This window comes from Streptomyces sp. NPDC097640, from assembly GCF_040302705.1.
In the GTDB taxonomy this organism is placed as follows: Bacteria; Actinomycetota; Actinomycetes; order Streptomycetales; family Streptomycetaceae; genus Streptomyces.
The window spans coordinates 1-26,082 of sequence record NZ_JBEOSB010000034.1 but is presented as its reverse complement, the minus strand read 5'-3'; the positions used below and the strand labels follow the sequence as shown (position 1 = coordinate 26,082).

Genomic DNA, 26,082 nt, shown 5'->3' with positions numbered 1-26,082 from the left:
GGCAGCTGCCCCGGTTATCCGGGGGCGCCGTCGATGAGGTTCGGGGGTTTTGCGCCCACCGGTCCACGGGCTACCAGGGTAACAGTGCCCCGCCCCGACTACCGTTGGGCAGGGGACGGCTCCGTACCGTGGCCCCGGAAGCCCCCGCGGCCGCCGCGGTCACATCTGCGCAGCCGTCCGGATACCATGCGTGACCTGGCCACCCGATCGGCCGCCGGGATCCGAGCCACGATGTGGGACGACTCAAGCGGATCACTGTTCTCCGTCGTATCCTGCTCGGACGCAATGCTGCGAGCCGGCCGGCAAGGGACCACCAGCACGCCCCCGGAACAAGCGCTCGTCGAGAACTTCCGAGACCGTGGAAAAATGCCTTTCGAGGGCACCACGGCCGTTCGAATGGGGATAGTACGTGGCCGGGCGTATTGAGGACTACGCACTGATTGGTGATATGCAGACCGCCGCCCTGGTCTGCAGAGACGGCACGGTCGACTGGCTCTGTCTGCCGCGCTTCGATTCGCATGCCGTCTTCGCCGGGCTGCTGGGCACAGAGGAGCATGGCTACTGGCGCCTGGGCCCCGCGCAGACCGCGGGCAGCACTCCGCCGGCCGCCGACCGCCGCCGCTACCGGGGGGATTCGCTCGTCCTGGAGTCGGAGTGGGACACCCCGCGCGGCACGGTCCGGGTGATCGACTTCATGCCGCCCCGTGACGGGGCCCCGCAGCTCGTGCGGATCGTCGAGGGCGTCAGCGGCCGGGTGCCGATGCGCTCGGCTCTGCGGATGCGGTTCTCCTACGGCTGGGTCGTGCCGTGGGTGCACAAGATCGATGGGCGGACGGTCGCCGTCGCCGGACCCGACTCGGTGTGGCTGGACACCGAGGTCGACACGTACGGCAAGGACCTGACCACCTACTCGGACTTCACGGTCGCCCCCGGCGACCGGATCGCCTTCACCATCAGCTGGCAGCCCTCCCACAAGGAGCCGCCCGCGCTGCCGGACCCGGAGGGCGCCCTGGAGGCGACCGAGGTCTTCTGGCGCGAGTGGGTCGAGCACTGCACGTACCACGGCCCCTACCGGGACGCGGTGGTCCGCTCGCTGATCACCCTGAAGGCGCTCACCTACGCCCCCACCGGCGGCATCGTCGCCGCGCCCACCACCTCGCTGCCCGAGGAGATCGGCGGCGTCCGGAACTGGGACTACCGCTACACCTGGCTGCGGGACGCGGCGATCACCCTGTCCTCGCTGCTGCGCACCGGCTACCGCGAGGAGGCGCGCGCCTGGCGCGAGTGGCTGCTGCGCGCGGTCGCGGGCGACCCGGAGAACCTCCAGATCATGTACGGCATCGCGGGCGAGCGCGAGCTGGGCGAGGCCGAGCTGCCCTGGCTCCCCGGCTACGAGGGCTCGCAGCCGGTCCGGGTCGGCAACGGCGCGGCGGGCCAGCTCCAGCTGGATGTGTACGGAGAGGTCACCGAGGCGCTGCACCTGGCGCATATGACCGGTCTGGCCCGGAACGACTACGCGAGCGTGCTCCAGCTCAAGCTGATCGCCTACCTCGAGGAGCACTGGGACGAGCCGGACGAGGGCATCTGGGAGGTGCGCGGGCCGCGCCGGCACTTCGTGCACTCCAAGGTGATGGCCTGGGTCGCGGTGGACCGCACCGTCAAGCTCATCGAATCGGGCGACGTGGACGGGCCCCTGGAGCGCTGGCGCGAGCTGCGCGACGAGATCCACCGGGATGTGTGCGAGAAGGGCTACGACCCCGAGCGCAACACGTTCACCCAGTCCTACGGCTCCCGGGAGCTGGACGCCTCCCTGCTGCTGATCCCGCAGATGGGCTTTCTGCCGCCCGACGACAAGCGGGTCATCGGGACCATCGAGGCCATCCAGCGGGAGCTGTCGACCTCGGACGGCTTTGTGCTGCGCTACCCGACGGCGGGCGAGGACGCGGGCGTGGACGGCCTCGAAGGCGACGAAGGAGCCTTCCTGGCCTGCTCGTTCTGGCTCGCCGACGACCTGGCGATGATCGGCCGGGTCGACGAGGCGCGCAAGCTCTTCGAGAAGCTGCTGGCGCTCCGCAACGACCTGGGGCTGCTGGCGGAGGAGTGGGACCCGCGGCTCCAGCGGCAGGTGGGCAACTTCCCGCAGGCCTTCAGCCATGTGCCGCTGATCGACACGGCGCTGCGGCTGACCGCGTCCGGGGCGTACGGAGGGTAGGCCCGGCCACGTCCCCGAGCATGCCCCCGGACGGGCCAGGGCCTCAGGGCCCCGGCCCACAGGACCCCGGCCCTCACCCTCAGGGGACGATCACCGTGGCGCGGGCCCTGGAACTCCCAGCCCTGCGCCGCGGGCTCCCCGAGGTGGTGGCCGCCGGGGACGGTCTCGACCGGCCGGTGCGCTGGGTCCACGCGTGCGAGGCGCCCAACATCGCCTCGCTGCTCAAGGGCGGCGAGCTGCTGCTGACCCAGGGCCTCGCCGTGGGCCCACGCCCGGCCGAGCAGCGCGCCTTCGTCCGCCGCCTCGCCGAGCGCGGGGTCGCGGCGCTGGTGGTGGAGCTGGGGTCCCGGTTCACCGCGCTGCCGGCCGCGGTGGTCGACGCGGCGCGCTCGCATGGGCTGCCGCTGGTGCAGCTGCACCGCGAGGTGCCGTTCGTGGCGGTCACGGAGGAGATCCACACCGAGATCGTCAATGAGCACTACGCGGTGCTGCGCCGGGCGGAGGTGGTGCACCGCGAGTGCACCGAGCTGCTGCTGCGCGGCGGCGGGGTGCCCGAGATCCTGCGGCTGCTGGCCCGGTTCGCGGGCAATCCGGCGTTCCTGGAGTCCCCCGACGGCCGGCTGCTGTACGCGGCCGGGCCGGGCCCGGCGGGGCAGCCGGCCGGCGCCGAGCCGCTTCAGGTGTGGGAGGGGCTGCGGTCGCGGCGCGCGGCGCGGCGGCCCGAGCCGCCCGCGGGCAGCGTGGTGGCGGACGTTCCCGGCGGCGGGCCCGGCCCCGGCGCCGTACGGGCGCGGCTGACCGTACTGCCGGTGGCGGGGCCGCTCGCGCCCGTGCACCGGCTCGCCGCGGAGCGGACCGCGGATCTGCTGGCGGTCGTGTTGCTGAGGGCCCGCCAGGAGGAGGAGCTGACCGCGCGCGGGCGCGGGGACTTCCTCACCGAGCTCGCCGAGGGCCGGATCGCCGCGGCGGACGCCCCGGCCCAGGTCAGGGTGCTGGGCTTCAGGCCGGGCGAGGGTCCGCTGCTGCCGGTGGTGATGCGGCTGGCAGAACTGTCTGCCTCATCGGGCCTCGGCTCGCTGGAGCCGGGGCAGGGCCTGGGCACGGGGCCCGCCGAAAGCTGGGCGGCCCTGGCCCATGCGCTCCAGGAGGAGCTGGCGGGGGTGGGGGCGCCGGTGCTGCTGGGCGTACGGCTCCCGGAGCGGCGGGTTCCGCTACTGGTGGGGCTGCGGGAGGCGGCGGAGCGCGGCCCGGTGGCCGAGCGGGTCGCGGCAGCGCTGCGCGCCGGGGTGGAGCGGGCCTGGCCGGACCGGGCCGGGGCGCACCCGCCCGTGGTGGTCGTGGGGCTGCCGGGCGGCTGGGATTCGGTCGGCGGCGAACTGCGCCATGCCGCGCAGGCGGCGAGCGCGGCGCGGGGGCCGGCGGAGCGCGCGTGGCATGACGTACGGAGTCTGGATGTCGACCTGTTGCTGTGGCGACTGCGGGAACACGGGGATCTGGCGGCCTTTGTCGACAGGGTGATCGGCCCGCTGCTCGCCCACGACCGCACGGCCCGGCCGCCGCTGGTCCCGACGCTGGAGGCGTATCTGCGCCACGCGGGCCGCAAGGCGGAGACGGCGCGGGCGCTGCACCTCAACCGCCAGACCCTGTACGACCGGCTGGCGCGGATCGGGCGGCTGCTGGGCAGCGACCTGGAGGACCCTCGGACGGTGCTCGCGCTGAGTCTGGCCCTCCAGGCCCGCCGCCATGTGCGGTCTCAGGACATCTGAGGTCAGAAGGGGGTCAGGGTGAGCGTGACGCCCGTCGGAGCGGTGTCCTGGACGTTGCGGACTGGGGGCCGTGTTGGCCACCCTGCCGTCACGGATCCGCGTGCTCGGTGGAGCCGGCGGTGCCCTCAGCCAGGAACTGGGTGGAGGCCAGTTCGGCATACAGTCGGTCGCCGGTGACGAGTTCGCGGTGGGTGCCGATAGCTCTGACACGGCCAGCGTCCATGACGATGATACGGCGCGCGGCGATCACGGTGGACAGACGGTGGGCTATGACCAGCACCATGCTGTCCCGGGCCGCGGCCTGGACCACATCGCGTAGTACCCGTTCGTTCATCGCGTCGAGTTGAGATGTCGCCTCGTCGAGGAGGAGCAGACGCGGGCGCCGCAGCAGGGCACGGGCGATGGCAACGCGTTGGCGTTCGCCGCCAGAGAGAGCGCTGCCCCGGTGGCCTACTGGGGTGTCAAGGCCGTCTGGGAGCCGATCCACGAGGGCATCCAGGCGAGTGCGGATCAGTACCTCGCGGATGTCCTCGTCGCTGGCGTTGGTCGCTGCGAGGGTGAGGTTTTCGCGCAGGGTGCCGGAGACGACCGGGGCATCCTGCTCCACATAGCCGATCGAGGCGCGGAGCGGGCCCAAGGGCCAGTCGAGGACGTTCGTGCCGTCGATCAGGACCCGGCCTCTGTCGGCTTCATAGAAGCGTTCGATCAGGCCGAAGAGGGTGGTCTTGCCGGCTCCCGAGGGTCCGACGATCGCTGTCAGTCCGGGGCCCTGAACACGGAGCGTGACGCTCTGGAGCACGTCGGGCAGTTCGGGGCGATACCGGAATGTCACGTTCCGGAATTCGATCACTGACGGGCGGGATGAGGGCGGGGCGCTTCCGCCGCCTTCGGCGTCCTGCTCGGTGATCAGGTTCTGAGCCTCCGAGATTCGGGCCATCGCGGCGGAGCCCGCCTGATACTGGGAGACCGCCTCCACCAGGCGGGAGAGAGGGCTGGTCAGTTGGAAGAGGAGAAGCAGGAAAGCGATCAGGCTCGACACCGGGATGGCACCCGACGCCACCCGGGCGCCTCCGACGCCCAGCACGGTCAGGAACGCAAGCTGTACGGCAAGCCCGGTTATCGAGTACGCGACAGAACCCAGTTTGGCGACACGTACTCCCTGTCGCCACGCATGGTGGGCCGCCGCGTCGATCGCCGCGGTTTCGCGCTGCTCCGCGCCTGCGGCCTTGATAGTACGGAAGGCTCCGAAGGCTCGCTCAAGGACCGAGGACATGCTGCCCACGGACTCCTGGACCTCTCGAGTGGCCACCGCGACACGCGGCATGGCCACGCAGACCGATCCGCCGATCAGCGTGACGACAGCCAGCGAGATGCCGAACAGGATCGGGTCCAGCACACCCATGAGCACCATCGTGGCGAGCAGGGTGAGACCGCCGACAACGGCGGAGACCAGCGTCTCGGTGGTGACCTGCCGCAGCATTGTGGTGTCCGCGATGACTCGAGACATCAGGTCGCCCGGTTCTTTCCGGTTCAGTTCGGGCAGCCGCAGCCGTAGCAGGCGGAACACCAGTTTTCGCCGGGCGGACAGGACGATGGATTCCGCGGCGCGTTCCAGGACGAACTGTCCTACTGCCTGGACCACTGTGCCAAGGACGATCAGAGCGGTGAGCACGATCAGCACACCGGTGATCGATTCGCCTCCCGCAAGCGCGTCAACCATGGCCTTGGCCGCCAGCGGTTGGGCCAGAGCCATGGCCGACCCAACCAGGGCAAGCAGGCCACCAAGGGCGATCAAGGCCCGGTGTTGCCGGATGTGGGAACTCAGTTCCTGCCAGGTCTCCCGCACGGTCGGTGGCGGACCGATCGGTTCGTCCCATGCCTGCGTCATCGGGCACGGTCCATGCGGGTCCCATCGGTGCGGGCCTCGGCCTCGAGGTTCGCGCGGACCGCGGGCAGGACCTCAGCGGCAAGCCGGCGCAGGTTGGGCAGCGCGTCCTCGGGTTCGGCGACCGGTTCGACCTGGAACATGACTCGCGAGCAACCCGATGTGCGGATGTGACGGAGTATGCGGCGTACGCAGGTCTCAACGTCACCGACAGCTTGCGTCGCCAGCAGTCGCTCGGTGACCGATTCGATCAACGCCTCGCCCTGGGGTGCGTCAGGGTCTTCGTTCTCGCCTGACGCCGACTGTGGCGCAGCATCCCGGGCCAGGTACCGGGCGCGGTCGGCCATGAGGTCGTGTGCCCGGGCCGGGGAATCAGTGACATGGGCGAAGAGCAGAAATGCGTGATCGTAGCCATCACTCGAGTGCCCCGCAGCGGCGGCCAATTTCGCATGCAAAGCCACCATTTCGGCCTTGGCCTCCGATGTCTTGTCGAAGAACAGCAGCATCGGCAGTCCTCGGGAGGCGGCGGATCGAATCGTTCCGGCGGATCCGGCGGCAACGTACATGGGCGGCCCACACCGACGCAGCGGGGCGGGCGTGGGCGTGATCGGCGCAAAGGCGTACAGGTCGGACGAGGCACTCACTTCTCCGGCCCAAGCCGCACGGATGAGGTCGAGGGCTTCGGCGGGTCCGTGACGCCAGTGGTCGACGCCGCGACCGATGACCTCGTACTCGGTGGTGCTTTGACCGCGTCCGACCCCGAGCACGAAACGCCCGCCGGAGACCTGGTCGAGGAGTGCCGCCTGCTCGGCGACGTGAATCGGATGATGGAGCGGGAGGAGGGTGACCGCGGTTCCCACGGTGATGCGGTCGGTGCGTCCCATCAGAAAGGCGGCGAGCGCCAGTGCGGAGGATCCGATGACCGCGTCGCCGAAGTGGTGTTCCGTAACCCACAGGTCATCGAGGCCGAGCGCCTCGGCGCAAGTGGCCAGCGCGACGGTGTCGCGGAACACCTCGGCGTCCGTCCGCCCCGGGCTTCGATGGGTACTGAGCAGAATGCCGAAGCGAACGTCGTCTGCGAGAGTCACGGGTGGGACGCTCCTTGCCGCTCGTAGAGGTCGATGTGGGTCACGGTCGGCTCGGTACGGTCATGGTGACGAGGTAGCGGCGGATATCGTCGACCTCTCCCACGGGTTCTCCGTCGACTTCCACCCAGGCGTGTGCCCGGAACGGTTCGATACGGATGCCGGTGCACCAGTCCGGCCAGGCACCCGCCAGCCGACACAGCAAGACAGTGGCGACCGACCGTTGCAGGCATCCCTGGCCCGCGCAGGTCACACTGACTGAGACGACCGCATCGCGAGCGGCACCCGCCTGCGCCTTGGTCGCCGGATGGGCACCGCGGCGTATCACGGCCAGCACCCGGGCGAGAGGCTCCGGCTTGAGCCGGATGAGCAGAGCAGCGCCGACCACGGCGAGGCGGGCCGCCAGGCGTCGGTGCATCGGCGGTCGGGAGGCGGTCTCAAGACCGGTAGGCATGCTCATGGCGCAATCAGCCGCCGTTCGTGTAGGACCTGGACGAGCGCGGCGACGTCGTCGGGGATGCACTCGGGCGCCCGGGGGATCGATCGGAGCAAGAAATCAACCGCCGCCGTCTGGCTCGGTTCGTGCAGCAGGGCGCGCAGGATGACTCCGCCAGTGGGGTTGAGCTGCCAATAGCGGCCGCTACGCCGGTCGAGCAGGACCATGCCCCCGTCCTCGGTCTCGGTGGCGGACACGTGCGCGGCGAGGGTGACGTTCATCGCGGACCTCCGGGCGACACGAACGCGGATTCGCGGTCGGGCAGGGAACGCAGCCAGGCCTCGCAGGTCAATGTGTGATCCAAGGGGACCAGGCTGTGTGGGGTCGGGTGAATCCCGAGGAGTGCCGCCCGGAGCTTCCCGGGATTCACCAGGCCCAGGCGAGCAAGCCGCAGGTCGTCGCAGAGTTCCGCGAGTTCGCGCTTGTGCCGTCTCAGACCGGCGTAAGCCTCAGCGCTGAATTCAGCCTTGGTCCGGCGGCCCAGGATGTGGTCCGGGACGATGCCCCGCATGGCCGCGGTGAGCGACGGTTTGTAGGGGAAGGTCGCCGCCCGGTCGGAGAGGTTGATCGACAACGCGGCCTCCACCACCCGGTCGTCAACGTACGGGGCGTGCCAGGACACGCCGTGTCGACGGGACAGCCGGTCAACTCGTCGTATCGTGCCGCCGCAGATACGGGCCAGTTCCAGCGCCCGATGCTGGCCGCGTTGCGCGGCGAACGGCTGGGCCGCCGCAGCCGCGCGATACATGCGGCGGGCGGCTTCGACGGCCTCACGCTCGGCCCAGGGCGGCATTCGAACCTCGTTGCCCCATGGCAGTCTCGGCTGCGAGGTCGGGGCCGGGGCAGCGGTGAGCGAACTGGCTGAATCAGTGAGCCACCGTCCGTAGGACCGGCTGTCCAGGAGAGCCCGCGCGGCCGACCGATGCTTCCACCGCATCATCGCGGCGGTTGCCCTGACATGGCGCAGCGCGTTCAGCGGATCGCCAGTGCGAACGAGCGCGTGCAGGTACGTGGGGAATGTGGCGAACAGTTCGTCTCCGCCATGACCGGTCACATGGCGTGTCGCGCCGTGGCCGGCGACCAGGCGGACTTGGGCGATGTGTTGAGCATGGGTCCGAAGCCATGGCACCGGCGCTTCCAAGTCGTCGACGGGGACCGTCATATCGGCGTACCACGAGGGCATCTCTCCCGGTGACGTCACCAGGTATTCGGCTCCGGGCAGCGCGAGGGCCGCCTGGTCCGCCCAGACCCCGTCGTCGTTGGCCGGGTCAGTCGCCTCCCAACGATTGGCGAGCAGGTGGGCGGGACCGCCGTCACCAATGAGAAAGCACAGACTGGTGGAGTCCAGGCCACCCGAGAAGTCAGCGCTGATCGTGCCACCACCCTGTGTCCGCACCGCCGCGGCCTCAATCAGCGCGGAACGCAGCAATGCGGCCCCCTCGTCCAGGGTCAATTCAGGCTCCGGGGGAGCCCACCAGCGCACCGTGCGGTGCCCACCGCCGGACGGCAATTCCAGATAGCAATCGCCGGGCAGCCGTTCCACGCCGCGCCACAGGGGCTCCTCGGCCAGCGGGTAAGGGATTGCCGGGCCCAGCAGTTCCCGGGCGAGCAGATCCTCTCTGACGCCGGCATCGGCCCCCATGAGCGTGGCGAGAGTGTCAGCACGGTCCGCCGCGACCGTAGTCGCGCCCATCCGGGCGTAGTGGATCTGCCGGACAGTGGTGACGTTGCCCTGGGCGCGTATCTCTCCGTTGAGAGAAGCGAGGATGTGCACCGAGCCGGGCAGTGTGCGGGCGAGTGTGTCGAGGTCGCGGAGGGTACGGACACGGTCCAGAATCGTGCGGAGCCGGGTGACTTCGATGCGGGTGCTGCCCAACAGGGCCAGCCGACAAGGCCCTTCAGTAACCTGGATCAGATCCTCCGGTGCCCATTGCCCCACAATCCACGGGCGGCCGGACGCGTGTTCCAGGACCTGTTCTTCCTCGCGAACGGGCTTGCGGTAAGCGGCCGCAGCGCCGGCCGGGTTATCCGGAAAGATCAAGAATCCCACGTCGCTCCTCCTGAGGACTGCCGGTTCCGCTTATGAACGGGGCGCACCGTGCCCGCGCGCCCGGAATCGACGCGCGGGCACGATGCGGTCCAGCAGCGGCTCAGCAGAGGAAGAACCAGCACTCCCAGCGCCAGTCGATGCCACCGGTGGGGCCGTTACCCATGGTCAGCTTGGCGAAGTCCCCCACCTCCACCAACTGCGGCTTCTCATAATCCACTTCGTCGATACGCAAGGAAGCCAACTCCTCGACTCGATAGCGTCTTCGGCCCGGATGGGCGCAATCACAAGACTGTCTTCCGGGCCCCGAGAGGTCATTGACTATCCGCGCATGCCAGTTGACGATCCTGGCACGGCTTCGCGCGGGCGATGGCCCGCCCAGGTGTGCGCCGCGCACTGCGACGCCACCGCATCATGGTCATCCCGCGGATTCCTCGCCCGCGCCGTCCGCACCGCCAACTGCGGGATCACCCGGCGCTGGGGATCGTGGCCGGTCGGATCGGACGCGGATCGGGCGGCTGCTGGGCAGCGACCTGGAGGACCCTCGGACGGTGCTCGCGCTGAGTCTGGCCCTCCAGGCCCGCCGCCATGTGCGGTCTCAGGACATCTGAGGTCAGAAGGGGGTCAGGGTGAGCGTGACGCCCGTCGGAGCGGTGTCCTGGATGTACGACGCGAAGTCGGCGACGTCGTCGAAGGCGAAGCCGTACGCCTTGCCGTCGGCGGTGGCCGCGTGCATGGCCTTGGCGTAGTGGTTGGTGACCTGGGGGGTGTAGAAGGCGGCCGGGTCGGTGGTCGGCTGGGCGGCGGTGCTGTGCAGGGTGGTGCGGTTGAAGCCCGCGCCGAGGACGGCCGCGACCGGGCCCGTCGTGCCGTCGTTGGGCGCGGCGAGCGCGCCGTCACAGAAGAGCACGTCCCTGGTGGAGGGCTTGCCGAAGGACACGGAGCCGGGGCCGGTGAAGGACAGCCTGCCGCCGCTCACCCGGCCGGTGAAGGTGCCCGCGTTGGTGGTGACCTTGAGGTCCTTCCCGGCGTAGGCGGCCCAGACCTCGTCGATGTAGCCCGCGAGGTAGTCCTTGGCGAACAGCCCCGCGTCCAGGCCGTGTCCGGGAGCGATGACCCGCAGGCGGTCGCCGAGGACCAGGGGCGCGAAGGCGTCGACCGCGGCGAGGTCGGCGAAGACCTTGGCGCGGGCGCCGCTCTTGAGCGTGCCGGTGGTCTGGTCCTTGGCCCCGGTGAGGCGGATCGACATCGGGACGCTGAACATGTCGACCATGGTGGTGTTGCAGAACATCCCGGCGGAGTTGAAGGTGAACTCCGCGCAGTCGTGCAGGGTGTTGTAGTTGGGGTCGCTGGACACCCAGCCGGCCGGGTACTGGAGGGCCGCGTTGCCCGCGCCGTCGGTGACCGCCTTGAACCTGAGTTTGGAGCCGAGCGCGACATAGATCCGGCCGGACATATTGGGCAGGGTCAGCCTGGTGTCGCCGCTCGCGGCGAGCGGGATGGCGTAGTCGGTCCAGCCGTCGGGGCCGTTGTCGGAGAGCGCGATGGGCGCGATCCCGCCGTCCGGGGTGACCCGGACCTGCCGGCCGCCCTCGTTGCCGACGATGTAGAGCCATATCGACGAGTTGCCGAACTGACCCGTGTGGTTGACGACTGTGAGCGGCATCGTGGCGGCGCGCTCCGCGCCGTCGGCCCGGCCGCCGGCGAGGGTGAGGCCCGAACCGGCGGCAGCCGCGGCGGCGAAACCGCCGAGCAGCCTCCTGCGGCTGAGCGTTCCGCTCTTTGTCCCGCTCTTTGTCCCGCTTTTTATCCTGCTCATGACATGTACTCCTCGGCGTAGTGGGGGGTTTGCCGGGATATGGGGGGTGGTGGGGGGTGCGGGAGCCATCGACGTGAGAGCGCTCTCTCCCGCCCTTCGCCCAGCACACTGCCCATCAGCCGCCCCGCGCGTCAAGGACTTCGTCGCCCCGGAGCCGAATTAGGTCTGAACCAATTCGTCGTAGACGCTGAGGACATGGGCCACCGTGTCGTCCTCCGTCGGCCAGCCCGCGGTCCGCGCCCGCCCCGCCGCGGCCAGCTCCACCCGGCGCACCGGATCCCCGAGCAGCCGGATCACCGCGCCCGCGAGGGCCTCCGGCGCCCCGTACGGCACGAGTTCGGCCGCCTCCCCCACCAGCTCCGGCACCCCGCCGACCGCCGTGGCCACCAGCGGCACCCCCGCGTGCAGCGCCTCCTGCGCCAGCAGCGACCGCGCCTCCCACCGGCTGGACAGCACCGCGACATCGGCGGCCGCCAGCAGCGAGGGCACATCGTCCCGGCGGCCGAGCAGCCGCACCGGCAGCCCCTCCGCGTCGATCCTGCCCTGCAACACCGCCCGGTCCGGCCCCTCCCCCGCGACCGCCAGCAGCGGCTGGGGGTCCAGCGCGCGCCACACCCGGGCCGCGTCCAGCAGCGGCCCGAAGCCCCGGTCCGTCATCAGCCGGCCCACTGCCAGCAGCAACGGCCGCTCCACGGCGCCGAGTTCGGCCCGCGCCTTCTGCCGCCAGCCGTCCTCCCTGGGGGGTGTGCGGCGCGGCGCGGGCACCGCGACCGGCGCGAGCCGCGCATCGCGAGCCCCGCGCGCGCGAGCCCGGTCCACCAAGTCCGACGACGCGCCCAGCACGACCGTGGCGTTGCGCGCCACCCTGCGCTCCAGCAGGCGCACGGCATGAGCCCGCGCGCCCTCGGCGTGCGGCTTGCCGTGCCAGGTGACGATCAGCGGTACGCCCCGGCCGCGCAGCGCCAGCACGGCCAGCAGCCCGGACCGCAGCCCGTGCGCATGCACCAGCCCCGCCCCCGCACCGGCCGCGCGCAGCGCCGCCACGGTCCCCGCCTCCGTCCTGGCATCCAGCCCGACGAACCACGCGCCCGCGTCCGTGAACCCGTACCCCCGCTCCGCCCCCCACGGCCCGCACACGGTCACCCGCAGCCCGCGCGCCACCAACCCGGCCGTCAGCGACCGCACATGCACCCCGCTGCCGGAGCTCCCGCCGCCGAGCACTTGGAGGGTGTGCAGAGGCGGCTGCCCGTGCGGGTTCCCTTGCGGGTTCCCGTGCGGGCCCCCTTGCGGCGGGACCGGGGTGCTGCTCACGGTGCTGCTCACGCGGGAGGGGCTCCTGAGGGGACGGCGTTCGGGCGTGGGAAGTGGGCGCGCGGCGGTACGGGTGCGCTCCGCCCAGGATGCCAGCCCCCGGACCGCCCCCGCCGCCATGCCCCCACCCCGGCCCCGCCGTCGACTCGCCCGTACGTCCGCGGGTTCACCCATACGGAGTAACGGAGTACACGCCGGGTGCCGGGTAAACCGCGCGCGGACCGACACCGGTTCGGGGACGGGCCCGCGCGTGCAGACCCGCGCCTGACCTCGCCGCGCGCGGCCGGTACGGGCCCAGCGGGCCGGGGGGCACCCCGGCCCGGCCGAGCCCCGGCAGACCCTGCCGGCCGAGGCGGCCGAGGCGGCCGCGCGACAGGGCCGGAGGCCCAGCTCATCCAGGGGCCCGCACGAGCGGGCGCGGGCACGTTACCGACCCCGGCCCCGGCCGCTGAGCCGGGGCGGGCGCCCCGGCAGGCCTCAGCCCCGGCCTCGGGCCGAAGGCCGGAACGGCCCCAGGGGGTCCCCGCCCCGCCGGACGGGGCCGGGGGCCGGGGTCCGAGGTCGAGGTCGGGGTCCGGAGGCGTGGCCCCGGTTCGGGAAGGGGCGGGGTGGGGGCTCTGCCGATACGCGGCTCCGCCGCGTGGCGCCGGAGGCGGTCAGCGGGTGGCCCGGGCGGCCTCCAGGAGCTCCTCCGCGTGGGCACGGGCGAGTTCCGAGTCCTCCTGGCCCGCCAGCATGCGCGACAGCTCCCGCACCCGGTCCTCGCCCTCCATCGCCTTCACACCGCTGCGCGTGACCGCCCCGTCGTTGGTCTTCTCCACCACCAAGTGCCGGTCGGCGAAGGCCGCGACCTGGGGCAGGTGGGTGACGACCACGACCTGCGCGGTCCGGGCGAGCTTGGCCAGGCGCCGGCCGACCTCGACCGCCGCCTTGCCGCCGACGCCCTGGTCCACCTCGTCGAAGAGATAGGTCGGCACGGGGTCGGAGCCCGCGAAGACCACCTCCACCGCCAGCATCACCCGGGACAGCTCACCGCCGGACGCCCCCTTGGCGATCGGACGGGGCGGGGCGCCCGGGTGGGGGGCGAGCAACAGCTCGACCTCGTCGGCCCCGTGCGGCCCGAACAGCACCGCACGGCCGCCCACCTCGATGCCCGCCGTCTCCTCCGCGGCCTCGGTCTGGCCGATCGCGAAGGTCACCCGGGCGTGCGGCATCGCGAGCGAGGCCAGCTCCGCGGTGACCGCGCCGGCGAAGCGCGCCGCCGCCTCCGTACGGGCGTCGGTGAGCGCCTGCGCGAGCTCGCCCAGTTCGGCGCGGAGCGCGTCGCGCTCGGCGGTCAGCTCGCCGATGCGGTCGTCGTCGCCGTCCAGCTCGGCCAGCCGGGTCGCGCCCTGCTCCGCCCAGGCCAGCACGTCCGCGATGTCCTGGCCGTACTTACGGGTCAGATGGGCCAGCGCGGCCCGGCGCTCCTCGACGGTCGCCAGCCGCCGCGGATCGGCGTCCAGGTCGTCCGCGTAACCGGCGAGCTCCCCGGCCACGTCGGACAGCAGGATGCCGACCTCGGCGATCCGGTCGGCCAGCGCGGCGAGCGCCGGGTCATGGGAGCGGACGCCCTCCAGGGCCCGGTGCGCACCCGCGACCAGAGTGGCCGCGTCCACGCCCTCGGGGTCCTCCGGGTGCCCGGCCAGGGCGGTGTGCGCGGCGGTGGCGGCCGAGGCGAGGGCCTCGGCGTGCCCGAGGCGCTCCGCCTCGGCGGCGAGCTCGGTGTCCTCCCCCGGCAGCGGCTCGGCCGCGGCGATCTCCTCGAGGCCGAAGCGCAGCAGGTCGGCCTCCTGCGCCCGCTCCCGCGCGCGTGTGGTCAACTCGTCCAGCTCGGCCGCGACCGCGCGCAGCCGCCGGTAGGCCGCCGCGTACTTCTCCAGCGGCCCGGCGACCGCGGCCCCCGCGTATCTGTCCAGGGCCTGGCGCTGCCGCGCCGGGCGCAGCAGCCCCTGCTGATCGGTCTGGCCATGGACGGCCACCAGGTCGTCCGCCAGCTCGCCCAGCAGCCCCACCGGCACCGAGCGACCGCCCACATGGGCGCGCGAACGGCCTTCGGCGGAGACGGTGCGGCTGATCAGCAGCGCTCCGTCGTCGAGTTCGGCCCCCGCTTCCTCGGCCCGGACGGCCACCGCCGACCGGGCATCGACGGTGATCCGGCCCTCGACGACCGCCGCCTTGGCACCGATCCGCACCAGCGCGGCATCAGCCCGCCCGCCCAGCAGCAGGCCGAGACTGGTGACGACCATGGTCTTGCCCGCGCCGGTCTCACCGGTCACCGCGGTAAAGCCCGGCGACAGTTCGACGGCGGCGTCGTCGATGACGCCCAGCGCACGTATCCGCATCTCCTCCAGCACGACCACGACCATACGAGGTTTCGCGGGCGAGATGCGATGGGGGCTCCCCCTCTGGGGTACGTCACCCACCCGCCCGTCCCCATATCCGGGCGCCACCCCCGGACCCCGGTCAGGGGGTGGAAAGGCTCTGCTCCTGGACCTCGGGGGTCCAGGAGCAGAGCCCCCGCCGGACAGCCCTTGGTGCGGACCTGCCCGGCGGATCGCGGGGGCTCTGCCCCAGACCCGGGGTCCAGAGGCAAAGCCCCTGCCACGCGGCGGAGCCGCGAATAGACACTGTGGGAAGGGGCGGGTAGGGGAAAAGATCCGCCGGACAGCCCTTAGTGCGGCGCGCCGCGCCAGCCCGCGACCGGGAGGGCGAACTTCGCCACCAGCCGGTCGGTGAACGAGGCGTGGTGCAGCCGTGCCAGACGGACCGGGACCGCGCCCCGCCGGACCTCCACCCGCGCACCCGCGGGCAGTTCGACGGTGCGCCGCCCGTCGCACCACAGCACCCCGTGCGGGGTCTGCGGCTGCACCTCCACGGCGAGCACCGAGCGCGGCGAGGTGACCAGCGGCTTGGCGAAGAGGGCGTGCGCGCTGATGGGGACCATCAGCAGCGCCTCGACCTCGGGCCACACCACCGGCCCGCCGGCCGAGAAGGCGTAGGCCGTCGAGCCGGTCGGGGTCGCGCAGACGACGCCGTCGCCGCCGAAGCGGGAGACGGGGCGGCCGTCGACCTCGGTGACGACCTCGAGGAGGCGTTCCCGCGCGGCCTTCTCGACCGAGGCCTCGTTCAGCGCCCAGTCGGTGTGCACGATCTGCCCGTCCGTGCGGACCAGCACATCGATGGTCATCCGCTCCTCGACCTCGTAGCTGCGGGTCACCACCCGGTCCACGACCTTGTCCAGGTCGTCCCGCTCGGCCTCGGCGAGGAAGCCGACCCGGCCCAGGTTGACGCCGAGCATCGGCACCCCGGAGATGCGCGAGAACTCGGCCCCGCGCAGGAGCGTGCCGTCACCGCCGAGGACGATCAGCAGCTCGCAGCCGTCCAGGACGTCCGGGCCCGCGTCGACCAGCTCGACCGCGGCCGGCAGCGGCAGGTCGGCGGCTTCGGCGGCGAGCACCCGCACCCCGATGCCGCAGCGCAGCAGGCCTTGCACGACGAGTTCGGCGCTGCGGATGGCCGCGGGGCGGCCGGTGTGCGCCAGCAGGAATACGGTGCGCTCCGCCGCGGCCGAAGCCGCTGCCGTAGCTGCTGCCGTAGCTGCTGCCGAAACTGCCGCTGAAGCTTCTGAAGTGGTCAACTGGGCCCCTCCGCCACTGCACGGTCGACATCGGCCGGGTCGAGTGCCGGCGCCCCGGCGCGCATCCACAGAAAGTACTCGACGTTGCCCGACGGGCCGGGCAACGGGCTCGCGGTGACCCCCAGGACTCCCAGCCCCAGCTCCGCCGCCCGCTCGGCGACCGTACGGACGGCCTCGGCGCGCAGCAGCGCGCTGCGGACCACCCCGCCGCTGCCCAGCCGCTCCTTGCCGACCTCGAACTGGGGCTTGACCATCAGCACCAGGTCGGCTTCGGGCGCGGCGCAGCGCACCAGGGCGGGCAGCACCAGCCCCAGCGGGATGAAGGACAGGTCACCGACGACCAGGTCCACGGGGTCACCGCCGATCTGCTCGAGCGTCAATTCACGTACGTTCGTACGGTCCATGACGGTGACGCGTTCATCGCTCTGCAAAGACCACGCGAGTTGTCCGTATCCGACGTCCACGGCGACGACATGGGCGGCCCCGGCGCGCAGCAGGACATCGGTGAAGCCCCCGGTGGAGGCGCCCGCGTCCAGAGCGCGCCGCCCGGCGACCCGCAGACCGCCGCCACCGGCGGGGGCGGGGGGCGCGTCCGCGCCGCCCATCCGCCCGCGGTACTCCTCGCTGAAGGCGAGCAGCGCGCCCGCGAGCTTGTGCCCGCCGCGCGAGACATAGTCCGGGTCGCTGTCGTCCTTGCCGACCACGAGCGCCGCGCTGGTCTCCACCTGGGTGGCGGGCTTGGTCGCGACCTGTCCGCCGACGGTCACCCGGCCCGCGGCGATCAGCTGGCTCGCGTGCTCGCGCGAGCGGGCCAGCTTGCGGCGCACCAGCTCGGCGTCGAGTCGTACGCGTCGTGGGCGGGTCACAGCCACGGGTGGTTCAGCTCCTGTCGTCCTACGAGGTGCGGGCTACGAGGCGGGGGCCGGCGGGGCCGGTGGGCCCGGCCGCCGGTCCAGGGCGGTCAGCGCGTCGCGCAGGCCCCGGTGCACATCCTCGTACACCTCCAGGTGGCCGCTCGCGGCGAGGTGGTCGGCGTCGGCCAGCCGCTCCAGCTGGGCGTCGACCTCGGCGACGCCGGTGGGCGTACGGGTGACGCCGAGCGGCACCGGATCCGCCGGGCGCGCCGGTTCCGACGGCGGCTCCGGCACGGTCCCCGGCGCCTCCGCCACGGCGGCCGGTACCCCAGGGCCCGGCTCAGGCTCGGGCCGCGCGCCCTCCATCGGCTCACTCATGGTCCCGACGCTACCGCGAACCGCGCATTCTCCGACGTACGGGACCTGGGGTACCGTCTGTCGCGATGGCGACCATGGAGGAGTGCCGCAGCGCACTCGACAAACTGGCGGAGAACCTGGCGGGCGCGAACGGGGACCTCCGCAGCGCCGCCGCGCTCGACCGCTCGGTGAGCTGCCGTATCACCGACCTCGACATCACCTTCCTCGGACGTCTCACCGACGGCCGCATAGAGGACGTGACGGTCGTGCCGGGCCTGCCCGACGAGCGGGCCGAGATCCGGCTGACCATGTCAGGCGACGACCTGGTGGCCCTGGTCGACGGTGAGCTGCACTTCGCGCGCGCCTGGGGCAGCGGCCGGGTCAAGCTGGAGGCAGGCTTCCGCGATCTGCTGCGGCTGCGGAAGCTGCTGTAGCCGAGCCCACCGCCGTCGCGGCCGCCATCTCCGCCGCACCCACCCCCGTCGCCTCCTCGTCCTCAGTCGTGACGGGCGCCGCGGGCGTACGGGGCCGGCGCGCGGCGGGCACCACCAGCGGGGTGCCGGTCTCGGGATCGTCGATGACCTGGCAGCGCAGCCCGAAGACCCGCTCCACCAGCTCGGCCGTCACCACCTCCCCGGGCGCGCCCTCGGCGACGACCTCCCCGCCGCGCATCGCGATCAGATGGGTGGCGTAGCGGGCGGCGTGGTTGAGGTCGTGGAGCACGGCGACGAGGGTGCGGCCCTGCTCCTCGTGGAGCTGGGCGCACAGGTCGAGCACGTCGATCTGATGCTGGATGTCCAGGTATGTCGTCGGCTCGTCGAGGAGCAGCAGCGGCGTCTGCTGGGCGATGGCCATGGCGATCCACACCCGCTGCCGCTGGCCGCCGGACAGTTCATCGACATAGCGATCCGCGAGCTCGGCCACGCCGGTCGCCGCCATCGACTCGCCGACGATCCGCTCGTCCGTCTCCGACCACTGCCGCAGCAGCCCCTGGTGCGGATAGCGGCCGCGCGCGACCAGGTCGGCGACGGTGATCCCGTCGGGCGCGATCGAGGACTGCGGCAGCAGCCCGAGGGTGCGGGCGACCTTCTTGGCGGGCAGCGAGCCGATCGCCTGCCCGTCGAGCAGTACGGACCCGACGGTGGGCTTGAGCATCCGGGACAGCGCGCGCAGCAGGGTGGACTTGCCGCAGGCGTTGGGCCCGACGATCACGGTGAAGGAGTTGTCGGGGATGGCCACGGACAGGCCCTCGGCGACCGTGCGCCGGTCGTAGGCGAGGGTGAGCCCTTCGGCGGTGAGCCGCTGTGTCCGAGTCCCCTTGTCCGTACCGCGCATCCCGCCCGTGCCTCCCATGATCGCCATACCGTCCATGCCGCCCGCTGTGTCTCGCGTCTCGTCCGTGCTCATCCGGCCCGCACCGCCGTCCCTCGTCGCGCCCCTCGTCGCGCCCCTCGCCGCCCCCGCCGTCATATCCGCCCCGCCCGGCGCTCGGTGATCAGCAGCCCCAGCAGATAGCAGCCGCCCAGCACCCCGGTGACGACTCCCACCGGCAGCTGGTCAGCCCCGAAGAGCCGCTGCGCGGACCAGTCGGCGGTGACCAGCAGGGCCGCGCCCATCAGGGCGGCGGGCACCAGGTTGGGGCCGGCCGCGCGGGTGAGCTTGCGGGCCAGCTGCGGCGCGACGAGCGCGACGAAGGCCACGGGCCCGGCGGCGGAGGTGGCGACCGCGGTCAGCATGACGGCCGACAGGACCATCACCAGCCGCGTCCGCTCGACCCGCACCCCGAGGGCGTACGCGCTGTCGTCGCCCATCTCCAGCATCCGCAGGCCCCGGGCGTTCCCGAGCACCACCGGCAGCAGCACCGCGCACGCACCCGCCAGGGGCCAGACCTGCTCCCAGTCCCGGCCGTTGAGCGAGCCGGTCAGCCACACCGTGGCGCGCGACGCGTCCACCAGGTCGGCCTTGGTCAGCAGATAGCCGTTGACGGCGCTGAGCATCGCGGACGCGCCGATGCCCACCAGCACCAGCCGGTAGCCGTGTACGCCCTGCCGCCAGGCCAGCGCGTAGACGCCGAGCCCGGTCACCAGGCCGCCGGCCACGGCCCCGATCGCGACCTGGTACGGCTCGCCCTGGAACAGCACGATGACGGTGAGCGCCCCGGCCGCCGACCCCTGCCCGAAGCCGACCACGTCCGGGCTGCCCAGCGGGTTTCGGGAGACGCTCTGGAAGAGCGCGCCGGCCAGGCCGAGGGCCGCGCCGACGAGCAGCCCGACCAGCACGCGCGGCAGCCGCAGGTCGTTGACGATGAAGTCCTGGGCCGGGGTGCCGCCGCCGAACAGGGTGCGTACGACGTCGCCGGGCGCGATCGAGAAGTCGCCGGTGCCGATCAGCACCACGCCCATGGCCAGCGCCACGGCGGCCAGCAGCAGCCCCGCCAGCGCCGCGCGGACGTCCAGCCGGAGCGAGAGCCCGCCGCGGGTCCGCAGCACGGCTCCGCGCGCACCGGGCGCGTTGCCGCCGCCGTTTCTGGTCTTGCTCGCGCTCGCGTTCGCGTTCACAGCTGGGCCATCCTTCGGCGCCGGACGAGGTAGATGAAGACGGGCCCGCCGATGAGCGTGGTGACGACGCCGGCCTGAAGCTCCGAGGGCCGCGTCACCACCCGGCCGAGCACATCCGCGCCCAGCAGCAGGACCGGCGAGAGCACCGCGGCGTACGGCAGGATCCAGCGCAGATCGGGCCCGGTGAGCGCGCGTACGAGGTGCGGCACCATCAGGCCGACGAAGGCGATCGGCCCGCAGGCGGCGGTCGCGGCCCCGCACAGCAGGGTGACGGCGACCATGGCGAGGAGGCGCGTGCGGTTGAGGTTGGCGCCGAGGGCGCGCGCCGTGTCGTCGCCGAGCGCCACGGCGTTCAGCGCCCGGCCGAGCGCCAGCGCGAGGACCGCGCCGACGACGAGGAACGGCGCGACCTGCTTGACGACCGTCATGTTCGCGGAGGCGAGCGAACCGACCGTCCAGAAGCGCATCTTGTCCAGAGCCGCCGTGTCCAGCAGCTCAACGGCGTTGACATAGCCGTAGAGCGCCGCGTACACCGCCGTCCCGGCGAGCGCCAGCCGCACCGGCGTGGCGCCCCGGCTGCCGCCGAGCGCGTACACGAGCACGGACGCGACGGCGGTGCCGAGGAAGGCGAACCACACATAGCCGGTCAGGGAGGTGACGCCGAAGAAGCTGATGGCCGAGACGACGGCGGCGGACGCGCCCGCGTTCAGACCCAGCAGCCCCGGGTCGGCGAGCGGATTGCGGGTGAGCGCCTGGATCACCGCGCCCGCGAGCCCGAGGGCCGCGCCCACCAGCAGCCCGAGCACGGTGCGCGGCACCCGCACGTCCCGGACCACCACGTCGGTGTCGGTGCCGCTGTAGTGGAACAGGCCGTGCCACACGTCGCCCAGCGGGATCGGCTTGGCGCCGATCGCGACGCTGGCCGCCACGATCATCAGCAGGACCACCAGGGAGGCGGCGAGCCCGGCGGCGCGGCGCGCGGAGCGCCCCCCGGGTGGCGCGGTCGCTGGTTCGGTCCCGGCTCTCGCCGGACTGAGCAGGGTCACGCGGAACTCCACCTCGCAGCAAGGCCGATCACAACTGAGGTTAGGTTAACCTAACCTACCTTGCCGCGTCTCGGGAGGGTGCAGTCAGCCCGGCAGGGCCGTCACAACCCGACGACAGCCCGACGACAGCCCGAGGGTCCGCACGAGGGTCCGCAGGGGGGCCGCACGGGGGGCCGCACGGAGGGCCGTCAAAGCCCCAGCATCGCGAGCGCCTTCCCCGCGTCCGCGTCACACGCCCCGTCCCCCGCCTCGGTCCACGCCGCCGCGCACAGCGCCCGCAGCCCGTCCAGCGGGTCGTCGCCGTCCCCCTCCAGCACCAGTGCGCCCTGCCGCACCCGGGCCAGCCAGCCCCCGCACCGGAAGCCGTCCTCGTCACCCGGCCCCGCGGGCTCCACCGCGGGCTGGGGCGCCAGCAGGCCCCTCAGGTCGCGGTCCACATACGTCGGCCGGTACTTGGGCTCGGCGGCCAGCAGCTGCGCGGGGGTGGTCACCCCGGTCAGGACCAGCAGCGAGTCGACGCCGCCCGCGTACGCGCCCTCGATGTCGGTGTCCAGCCGGTCCCCGACCACCAGCGGCCGCCGCGCGCCGGTCCGCAGGATCGTCTCCCGGTGCATCGGCGGCAGCGGCTTCCCGGCGACCTGCGGGTACTGACCCGTGGCGATGCGTACGACCTCCACCGCCGCGCCGTTGCCCGGCGCGATGCCCCGACCGCTCGGAATCGTCAGATCCGTGTTGGAGGCGAACCACGGCACGCCGCGCGCCACCGCGTACCCCGCCTCCGCCAGCCGCCCCCAGGGCAGCTCGGGCCCGCCGTACCCCTGGACCACCGCCGCCGGGTCGTCGTCCACCGACTCCACCGGCACCAGGCCGCGCTCGCGCAGCGCCACCCGCAGCCCCTCGCCGCCGATCACCAGCACCCGGGCCCCGGCCGGGACCTGCTCGGCGATCAGCCGGGCCACCGCCTGCGCCGAAGTGATCACGTCATCCGCCGTTGCCGGCACCCCGAGCCGCGTCAGATGCTCCGCCACCGCCTCCGGCGTCCGCAGCGCGTTGTTCGTCACATACGCCAGCCGCATCCCGCCGTCCCGCGCGGTGACCAGCGACTCCACGGCGTGCTCGACGGCCTCGCCCCCCGCGTACACCACCCCGTCGAGGTCCAGCAGGGCGGTGTCGTACGCCTCGCTCAGCGGCCGCTCTCCGGCCGCCGGACGGGTGCGGACGTTCTTGGTCACGGGGGGATTCATAAGGGGGCACGCTCCTCGCATAAATGTGCGTCTGTCCATCGATCATCTCTGATCGCGCCGGACGGCATAGCATTCACTGATGAGCATTCCAGGGCCTGTCGGGCAAGGTCTTCAGCTCGCCCCGTTCCGGGGATTGCGCTACGTCGCGGAGCGCGTCGGCAGCCTGGCTGCCGTGACCTCCCCGCCGTACGACGTCGTGGTGCGCCCCGACGGACTGCGCGCGCTCGAGACCGCGGACCCGTACAACATCGTCCGCCTCATCCTCCCGCAGGCCGGCACCCCCGCCGACCGCCATCGACAGGCCGCCGAGACGCTGCGCCGCTGGCAGGCCGACGGCATACTCGCCCCCGACCCCGAGCCCGCGCTCTACGTCTACGAGCAGCGTGACGGCCATCTGCTCCAGCGGGGCATCATCGGCGCCCTGCGGCTGAGCCCGCGCGAGGAGGGCGTGGTCCTCCCGCACGAGGAGGTCATGCCGCATGTGGTCGAGGACCGCGCCGCCCTGATGCGCGCCACCGCCGCCAACCTGGAGCCGCTGCTCCTCGCCTACCGCAGCGACGGCTCGGTCACCGGCGCGGCCAACGTCGTCGAACGCACCGTCCAAGGCCACCCGCTGCTGTCCACGACCACCGAGGACGGCTTCAGCCACCACCTGTGGCGGGTGACCGACCCCGCCGACCTGGCGGAGATCGCCGCCGACCTCCGCCACCGGCAGGCCCTCATCGCCGACGGGCACCACCGCTGGGCCACCTATCTGCGGCTGCGCGAGGAGCGGGCGGAGCCCGGCCCCTGGGACTTCGGCCTCGTCCTGCTCGTCGACACCGCCCGCTATCCGCTGCGCGTCAGGGCCATCCACCGGCTGCTGCACCAGCTGTCGCCGAGGGAGGCGCTGGCCGCCCTGGCCGGCCCGGGGAGCGCCGGCGGGACCGGCGCGGAGGGCGCCGCCTTCCGCGTATGGCCGGTCGACGGGCCACTCCCCCAGGCGCTGGCCACGCTCGCGAAGGCCGCCGACGAGCCGAGGGCCGGAAACGCCTTCCTGCTGGCCGGGCACGGCGGCTTCCACCTCCTGGACCGCCCCGATCCGGCGCTCCTCGCCCGTACGGTCCCCACCGGCCGGCCCGAGGCATGGCGCACCCTCGACGCGACGGTCCTGCACTCCCTGCTGCTCGAGCACCTCTGGAACGTCCCGGACACCCCCGCCCACATCGGCTACATCCATGACGCGGCGGCCGCCGTGGAGCAGGCGGAACGGCACGGCGGTACGGCGGTGCTGATGCACCCGGTGCGGGAGGGAGTCGTCCACGACCTGGCCCGTCAGGGGATCGCCATGCCGCACAAGTCGACCTCCTTCGGGCCGAAGCCCGCGTCGGGCCTGGTCCTGCGCAGCCTCGCGCTGGGCTGACACAGACGACAGAGGGCGGAACCCCGGCCCGGGGTTCCGCCCTCACTCACTGTCCGGCCGCGTCAGCTGCCGTGCCCCTCGCCCTTCGGCTCGTCCTTCGGCTCATCCTCGTCCGCGGACTCGTCGTCGATCTCGTCGCCGACCTGCTCGGACTCCTCTGCCTCCTCTGCCTCCTCTGCCTCCTCTGCCTCCTCGAGCTCCTCGGACTCCTCAAGCTCCTCGGGGGCGAGCGCGTCCACGAACTCCACGCCGTCCAGCTCCGCGAGCCGGTCGGAGGCGTCCGTGGTCCCGCCCTGGTCCGCCTCCAGGGCCTTGGCGAACCACTCCCGCGCCTCGCCCTCACGGCCGACGGCCAGCAGCGCGTCGGCGTACGCGTAGCGCAGGCGCGCGGTCCACGGCTGTACGGACTGCGAGGCCAGCTCGGGGCTCTGCAACGTCACCACGGCGGCTTCGGCCTGCCCCATGTCGCGCCGGGCGCCCGCCGCGACCAGCCGCATCTCGACCTGCCCGGCCCGGTCCAGCTTCTGCACCTCGGGCTCACCGGCCATCGCCAGCGCCCGCTCCGGACGGCCCATGCCGCGCTCGCAGTCGGCCATCACCGGCCACAGATCGACGGTGCCGGTCATCCGCCGCGCCGCACGGAACTCCGCCAGCGCCTCCGAGTACTTCGCGACGGCGTACGAGGCGAAGCCCGCGGCCTCGCGCACCGCCGCGACACGGGAGGCGAGACGCAGCGCCACGCGCGAGTACTCGTACGCCCGCTCGGGCTCGTCGTCCAGCAGCTTGGCGACCATGACGAGGTTCTTCGCCACGTCCTCGGCGAGCGTCTTCGGCAGGCTCATGAGCTCCTGCCGCACGCTCTTGTCGATCTCGTCCCCGGTCACGTCCTCGGGGATCGGCAGCCGCTTGACCGGCTCGCGGTCACGGTCGCGGGCGCGCTCGTCCCGGCGCCCGTAGCCGCCGGACCGGTCGTCCCGACGCCCGTAGCCGCCACCGGGGCGCTCGTCGCGCCCACGGCCCTGCCCCGCGTACGAGCGGCGCGGCCCACGGTCGTCGCGGCCGTCGCGGCCGCGGAAACCGCCCTCGCGGTCGTCCCTGCGCGGGGCGCGCGGGCGATCGTCGCGGCGGTCGTCCCTACGGTCGTCACGACGCTCGTCGCGACGGTACGAGGGCCGGTCGTCACGACGCTCATCACGCCGGTCGTACCCGCCGGTACGGGCGCCACGGTCCCGGTCGTCACGACGGGGCCCACGCGGCCGGTCGTCCCGGCGGTCATCGCGACGGTCATCGCGGCGAAAGCCACCGCGGTCGTCGTCACGGCGGTACGAAGGCCGGTCGTCCCGCCGTTCGTCCCGCCGCCGGTCATCACGGCGGTCGTCACGACGCTCGTCGCGCCGGTCGTCACGGCGGAAGCCGCCACGGTCGTCGTCGCGACGGAAGCCGCCACGGTCGCCATCACGGCGGAAACCGCCGCGATCATCGTCCCGCCGGAAGCCCGGCCGGTCGTCACGCCGGTCGTCTCGCCGGAAGCCGCCGCGGTTGTCATCACGGCGGAAGCCGCCACGGTCGTCGTCCCGCCGGAAGCCCGGCCGCTCATCGCGGCGGTCGTCACGACGCTCATCGCGCCGGAAGCCGCCCTGGCGGAACCCACTGTCCCGGTCGTCACGCCGTGGCCCGCGGGGACGGTCGTCCCTGCGATCGTCACGGCGCTCATCCCGGCGGTCATACCCACCGCCGGGCCGCCCGCCGCGGTCGTCACGCCGCGCGTACCCTCCAGGACGTCCACCGCGGTCGTCGTCCCGGCGCGGCCCACGCGGCCGCTCATCACGGCGATCGCCGCGCGGGGCCTCCCGCCGGTCGTCGCGCGGGGCCTCCCGCCGGTCGTCGCGCCGGTCGTCACGGCGGAACCCGCCGCGGTTGTCATCGCGACGGAAACCGCCACGGTCGTCGTCCCGCCGGGGACGGTACGGACGGTCGTCCCGCCCGCGCTGGAACCCGCCACGATCGCCGTCACGCCGCGGTCCGGACTCACGGAAGTCGCGCCGATCACCGCCGTCCCGGCGCCGCGGCTCGCGGTCCGACCGATCGTCGGGGGAGTTGGTGGACATCGACGTGACTCCTGTCTTGAGGTACTACAGCCATTCTCGCGCATCGAACTTGCCGACGCGTTTCAGGGAAAACAAAAGGACCCTTGGTCCCAGCATGAACGCTGGGACCAAGGGTCCTTCAAAGATTGTTCGGCGGCGTCCTACTCTCCCACAGGGTCCCCCCTGCAGTACCATCGGCGCTGAAAGGCTTAGCTTCCGGGTTCGGAATGTAAC

The 26,082-nt window shown here is 72.8% G+C and carries 21 protein-coding genes, 1 rRNA gene and 1 pseudogene; 4 read left to right on the top strand and 19 right to left on the bottom strand.

Features of this window, described 5'->3' with window-relative positions; genetic code table 11:
- Positions 1-409 precede the first annotated feature (409 nt).
- Positions 410-2,212 (top strand): glycoside hydrolase family 15 protein, encoded by a 1,803-nt coding sequence (locus tag ABTY62_RS39040; RefSeq protein ID WP_352134116.1) that lies wholly within the window; start codon positions 410-412, stop codon positions 2,210-2,212.
- Positions 2,213-2,232: 20 nt separating this feature from the next.
- A complete protein-coding gene (locus ABTY62_RS39035) occupies positions 2,233-3,978 on the top strand; it encodes a PucR family transcriptional regulator (protein WP_352134115.1) in 1,746 nt (581 codons plus the stop codon).
- Between the two features lie 88 nt (positions 3,979-4,066).
- On the opposite strand, the gene ABTY62_RS39030 is transcribed toward ABTY62_RS39035, so the two are convergent.
- The 12 genes from ABTY62_RS39030 to ABTY62_RS38975 all read right to left on the bottom strand — a co-directional run bounded on the left by ABTY62_RS39030 (position 4,067) and on the right by ABTY62_RS38975 (position 17,532).
- A complete protein-coding gene (locus ABTY62_RS39030; RefSeq protein WP_352134114.1) occupies positions 4,067-5,866 on the bottom strand; it encodes an ABC transporter ATP-binding protein in 1,800 nt (599 codons plus the stop codon).
- Positions 5,863-6,951: an LLM class flavin-dependent oxidoreductase gene (locus ABTY62_RS39025; RefSeq protein ID WP_352134113.1), complete on the bottom strand. Its 1,089-nt coding sequence runs from the start codon at positions 6,949-6,951 to the stop codon at positions 5,863-5,865. The genes ABTY62_RS39030 and ABTY62_RS39025 overlap by 4 nt, the downstream gene beginning before the upstream one ends.
- A gap of 40 nt (positions 6,952-6,991) precedes the next feature.
- The gene (locus ABTY62_RS39020; RefSeq protein WP_352134112.1) at positions 6,992-7,366 is read right to left on the bottom strand and encodes a lasso peptide biosynthesis B2 protein; all 375 of its coding nucleotides are present in this window, start codon (positions 7,364-7,366) and stop codon (positions 6,992-6,994) included.
- 38 nt (positions 7,367-7,404) lie between these two features.
- Entirely contained in the window at positions 7,405-7,665 is a 261-nt protein-coding gene (locus ABTY62_RS39015) for a lasso peptide biosynthesis PqqD family chaperone (RefSeq protein ID WP_352134111.1), read from the bottom strand.
- The gene (locus ABTY62_RS39010; RefSeq protein WP_352134110.1) at positions 7,662-9,494 is read right to left on the bottom strand and encodes an asparagine synthase-related protein; all 1,833 of its coding nucleotides are present in this window, start codon (positions 9,492-9,494) and stop codon (positions 7,662-7,664) included. Before ABTY62_RS39010 ends, ABTY62_RS39015 begins: the two co-directional genes overlap by 4 nt.
- Before the next feature lie 100 nt (positions 9,495-9,594).
- The gene (locus ABTY62_RS39005; protein WP_352134109.1) at positions 9,595-9,726 is read right to left on the bottom strand and encodes a keywimysin-related RiPP; all 132 of its coding nucleotides are present in this window, start codon (positions 9,724-9,726) and stop codon (positions 9,595-9,597) included.
- Between the two features lie 378 nt (positions 9,727-10,104).
- On the bottom strand, positions 10,105-11,310 hold the full coding sequence (locus ABTY62_RS39000) for a glycoside hydrolase family 64 protein (protein WP_352134108.1): 1,206 nt from the start codon (positions 11,308-11,310) through the stop codon (positions 10,105-10,107).
- 159 nt (positions 11,311-11,469) lie between these two features.
- Positions 11,470-12,621, bottom strand: a complete 1,152-nt coding sequence (locus ABTY62_RS38995; protein ID WP_502997610.1) for a glycosyltransferase family 4 protein — start codon at positions 12,619-12,621, stop codon at positions 11,470-11,472.
- Positions 12,622-13,277: 656 nt separating this feature from the next.
- A complete protein-coding gene (gene recN / locus ABTY62_RS38990) occupies positions 13,278-15,029 on the bottom strand; it encodes a DNA repair protein RecN (RefSeq protein WP_352134107.1) in 1,752 nt (583 codons plus the stop codon).
- Between the two features lie 305 nt (positions 15,030-15,334).
- Positions 15,335-16,300 (bottom strand): NAD kinase, encoded by a 966-nt coding sequence (locus ABTY62_RS38985; RefSeq protein ID WP_352134106.1) that lies wholly within the window; start codon positions 16,298-16,300, stop codon positions 15,335-15,337.
- Positions 16,297-17,166: a TlyA family RNA methyltransferase gene (locus ABTY62_RS38980; RefSeq protein ID WP_352134204.1), complete on the bottom strand. Its 870-nt coding sequence runs from the start codon at positions 17,164-17,166 to the stop codon at positions 16,297-16,299. Before ABTY62_RS38980 ends, ABTY62_RS38985 begins: the two co-directional genes overlap by 4 nt.
- 42 nt (positions 17,167-17,208) lie before the next feature.
- The gene (locus tag ABTY62_RS38975; protein WP_352134105.1) at positions 17,209-17,532 is read right to left on the bottom strand and encodes a hypothetical protein; all 324 of its coding nucleotides are present in this window, start codon (positions 17,530-17,532) and stop codon (positions 17,209-17,211) included.
- Between the two features lie 65 nt (positions 17,533-17,597).
- Between ABTY62_RS38975 and ABTY62_RS38970 the strand changes: the two genes are divergently transcribed.
- Positions 17,598-17,945, top strand: a complete 348-nt coding sequence (locus ABTY62_RS38970) for a sterol-binding protein (RefSeq protein ID WP_311730801.1) — start codon at positions 17,598-17,600, stop codon at positions 17,943-17,945.
- On the opposite strand, the gene ABTY62_RS38965 is transcribed toward ABTY62_RS38970, so the two are convergent.
- The 4 genes from ABTY62_RS38965 to ABTY62_RS38950 form a co-directional block, all read right to left on the bottom strand.
- The gene (locus ABTY62_RS38965) at positions 17,893-18,873 is read right to left on the bottom strand and encodes an ABC transporter ATP-binding protein (protein ID WP_352134203.1); all 981 of its coding nucleotides are present in this window, start codon (positions 18,871-18,873) and stop codon (positions 17,893-17,895) included. The genes ABTY62_RS38970 and ABTY62_RS38965 overlap by 53 nt on opposite strands.
- Positions 18,874-18,977: 104 nt before the next feature.
- Positions 18,978-20,069: a FecCD family ABC transporter permease gene (locus tag ABTY62_RS38960; RefSeq protein ID WP_502997606.1), complete on the bottom strand. Its 1,092-nt coding sequence runs from the start codon at positions 20,067-20,069 to the stop codon at positions 18,978-18,980.
- Complete coding sequence (locus tag ABTY62_RS38955) at positions 20,066-21,115, bottom strand: FecCD family ABC transporter permease (RefSeq protein WP_352134104.1); 1,050 nt, start codon at positions 21,113-21,115, stop codon at positions 20,066-20,068. Before ABTY62_RS38955 ends, ABTY62_RS38960 begins: the two co-directional genes overlap by 4 nt.
- A 188-nt stretch (positions 21,116-21,303) precedes the next feature.
- Complete coding sequence (locus ABTY62_RS38950) at positions 21,304-22,359, bottom strand: HAD-IIA family hydrolase (protein ID WP_352134103.1); 1,056 nt, start codon at positions 22,357-22,359, stop codon at positions 21,304-21,306.
- A 79-nt stretch (positions 22,360-22,438) separates the two neighbouring features.
- On the opposite strand from ABTY62_RS38950, the gene ABTY62_RS38945 reads away from it, so the two are divergent.
- The gene (locus ABTY62_RS38945; protein WP_352134102.1) at positions 22,439-23,761 is read left to right on the top strand and encodes a DUF1015 domain-containing protein; all 1,323 of its coding nucleotides are present in this window, start codon (positions 22,439-22,441) and stop codon (positions 23,759-23,761) included.
- Positions 23,762-23,823: 62 nt separating this feature from the next.
- Here ABTY62_RS38945 and ABTY62_RS38940 read toward each other — a convergent pair whose 3' ends face one another.
- The 3 genes and pseudogenes from ABTY62_RS38940 to rrf all read right to left on the bottom strand — a co-directional run.
- Complete coding sequence (locus ABTY62_RS38940) at positions 23,824-24,663, bottom strand: tetratricopeptide repeat protein (RefSeq protein WP_352134201.1); 840 nt, start codon at positions 24,661-24,663, stop codon at positions 23,824-23,826.
- A 27-nt stretch (positions 24,664-24,690) separates the two neighbouring features.
- Positions 24,691-25,389: pseudogene (locus ABTY62_RS47630) on the bottom strand (tetratricopeptide repeat protein); the annotation flags it as partial.
- Between the two features lie 607 nt (positions 25,390-25,996).
- Positions 25,997-26,082 (bottom strand): 5S ribosomal RNA (rrf, locus tag ABTY62_RS38930); the annotation flags it as partial.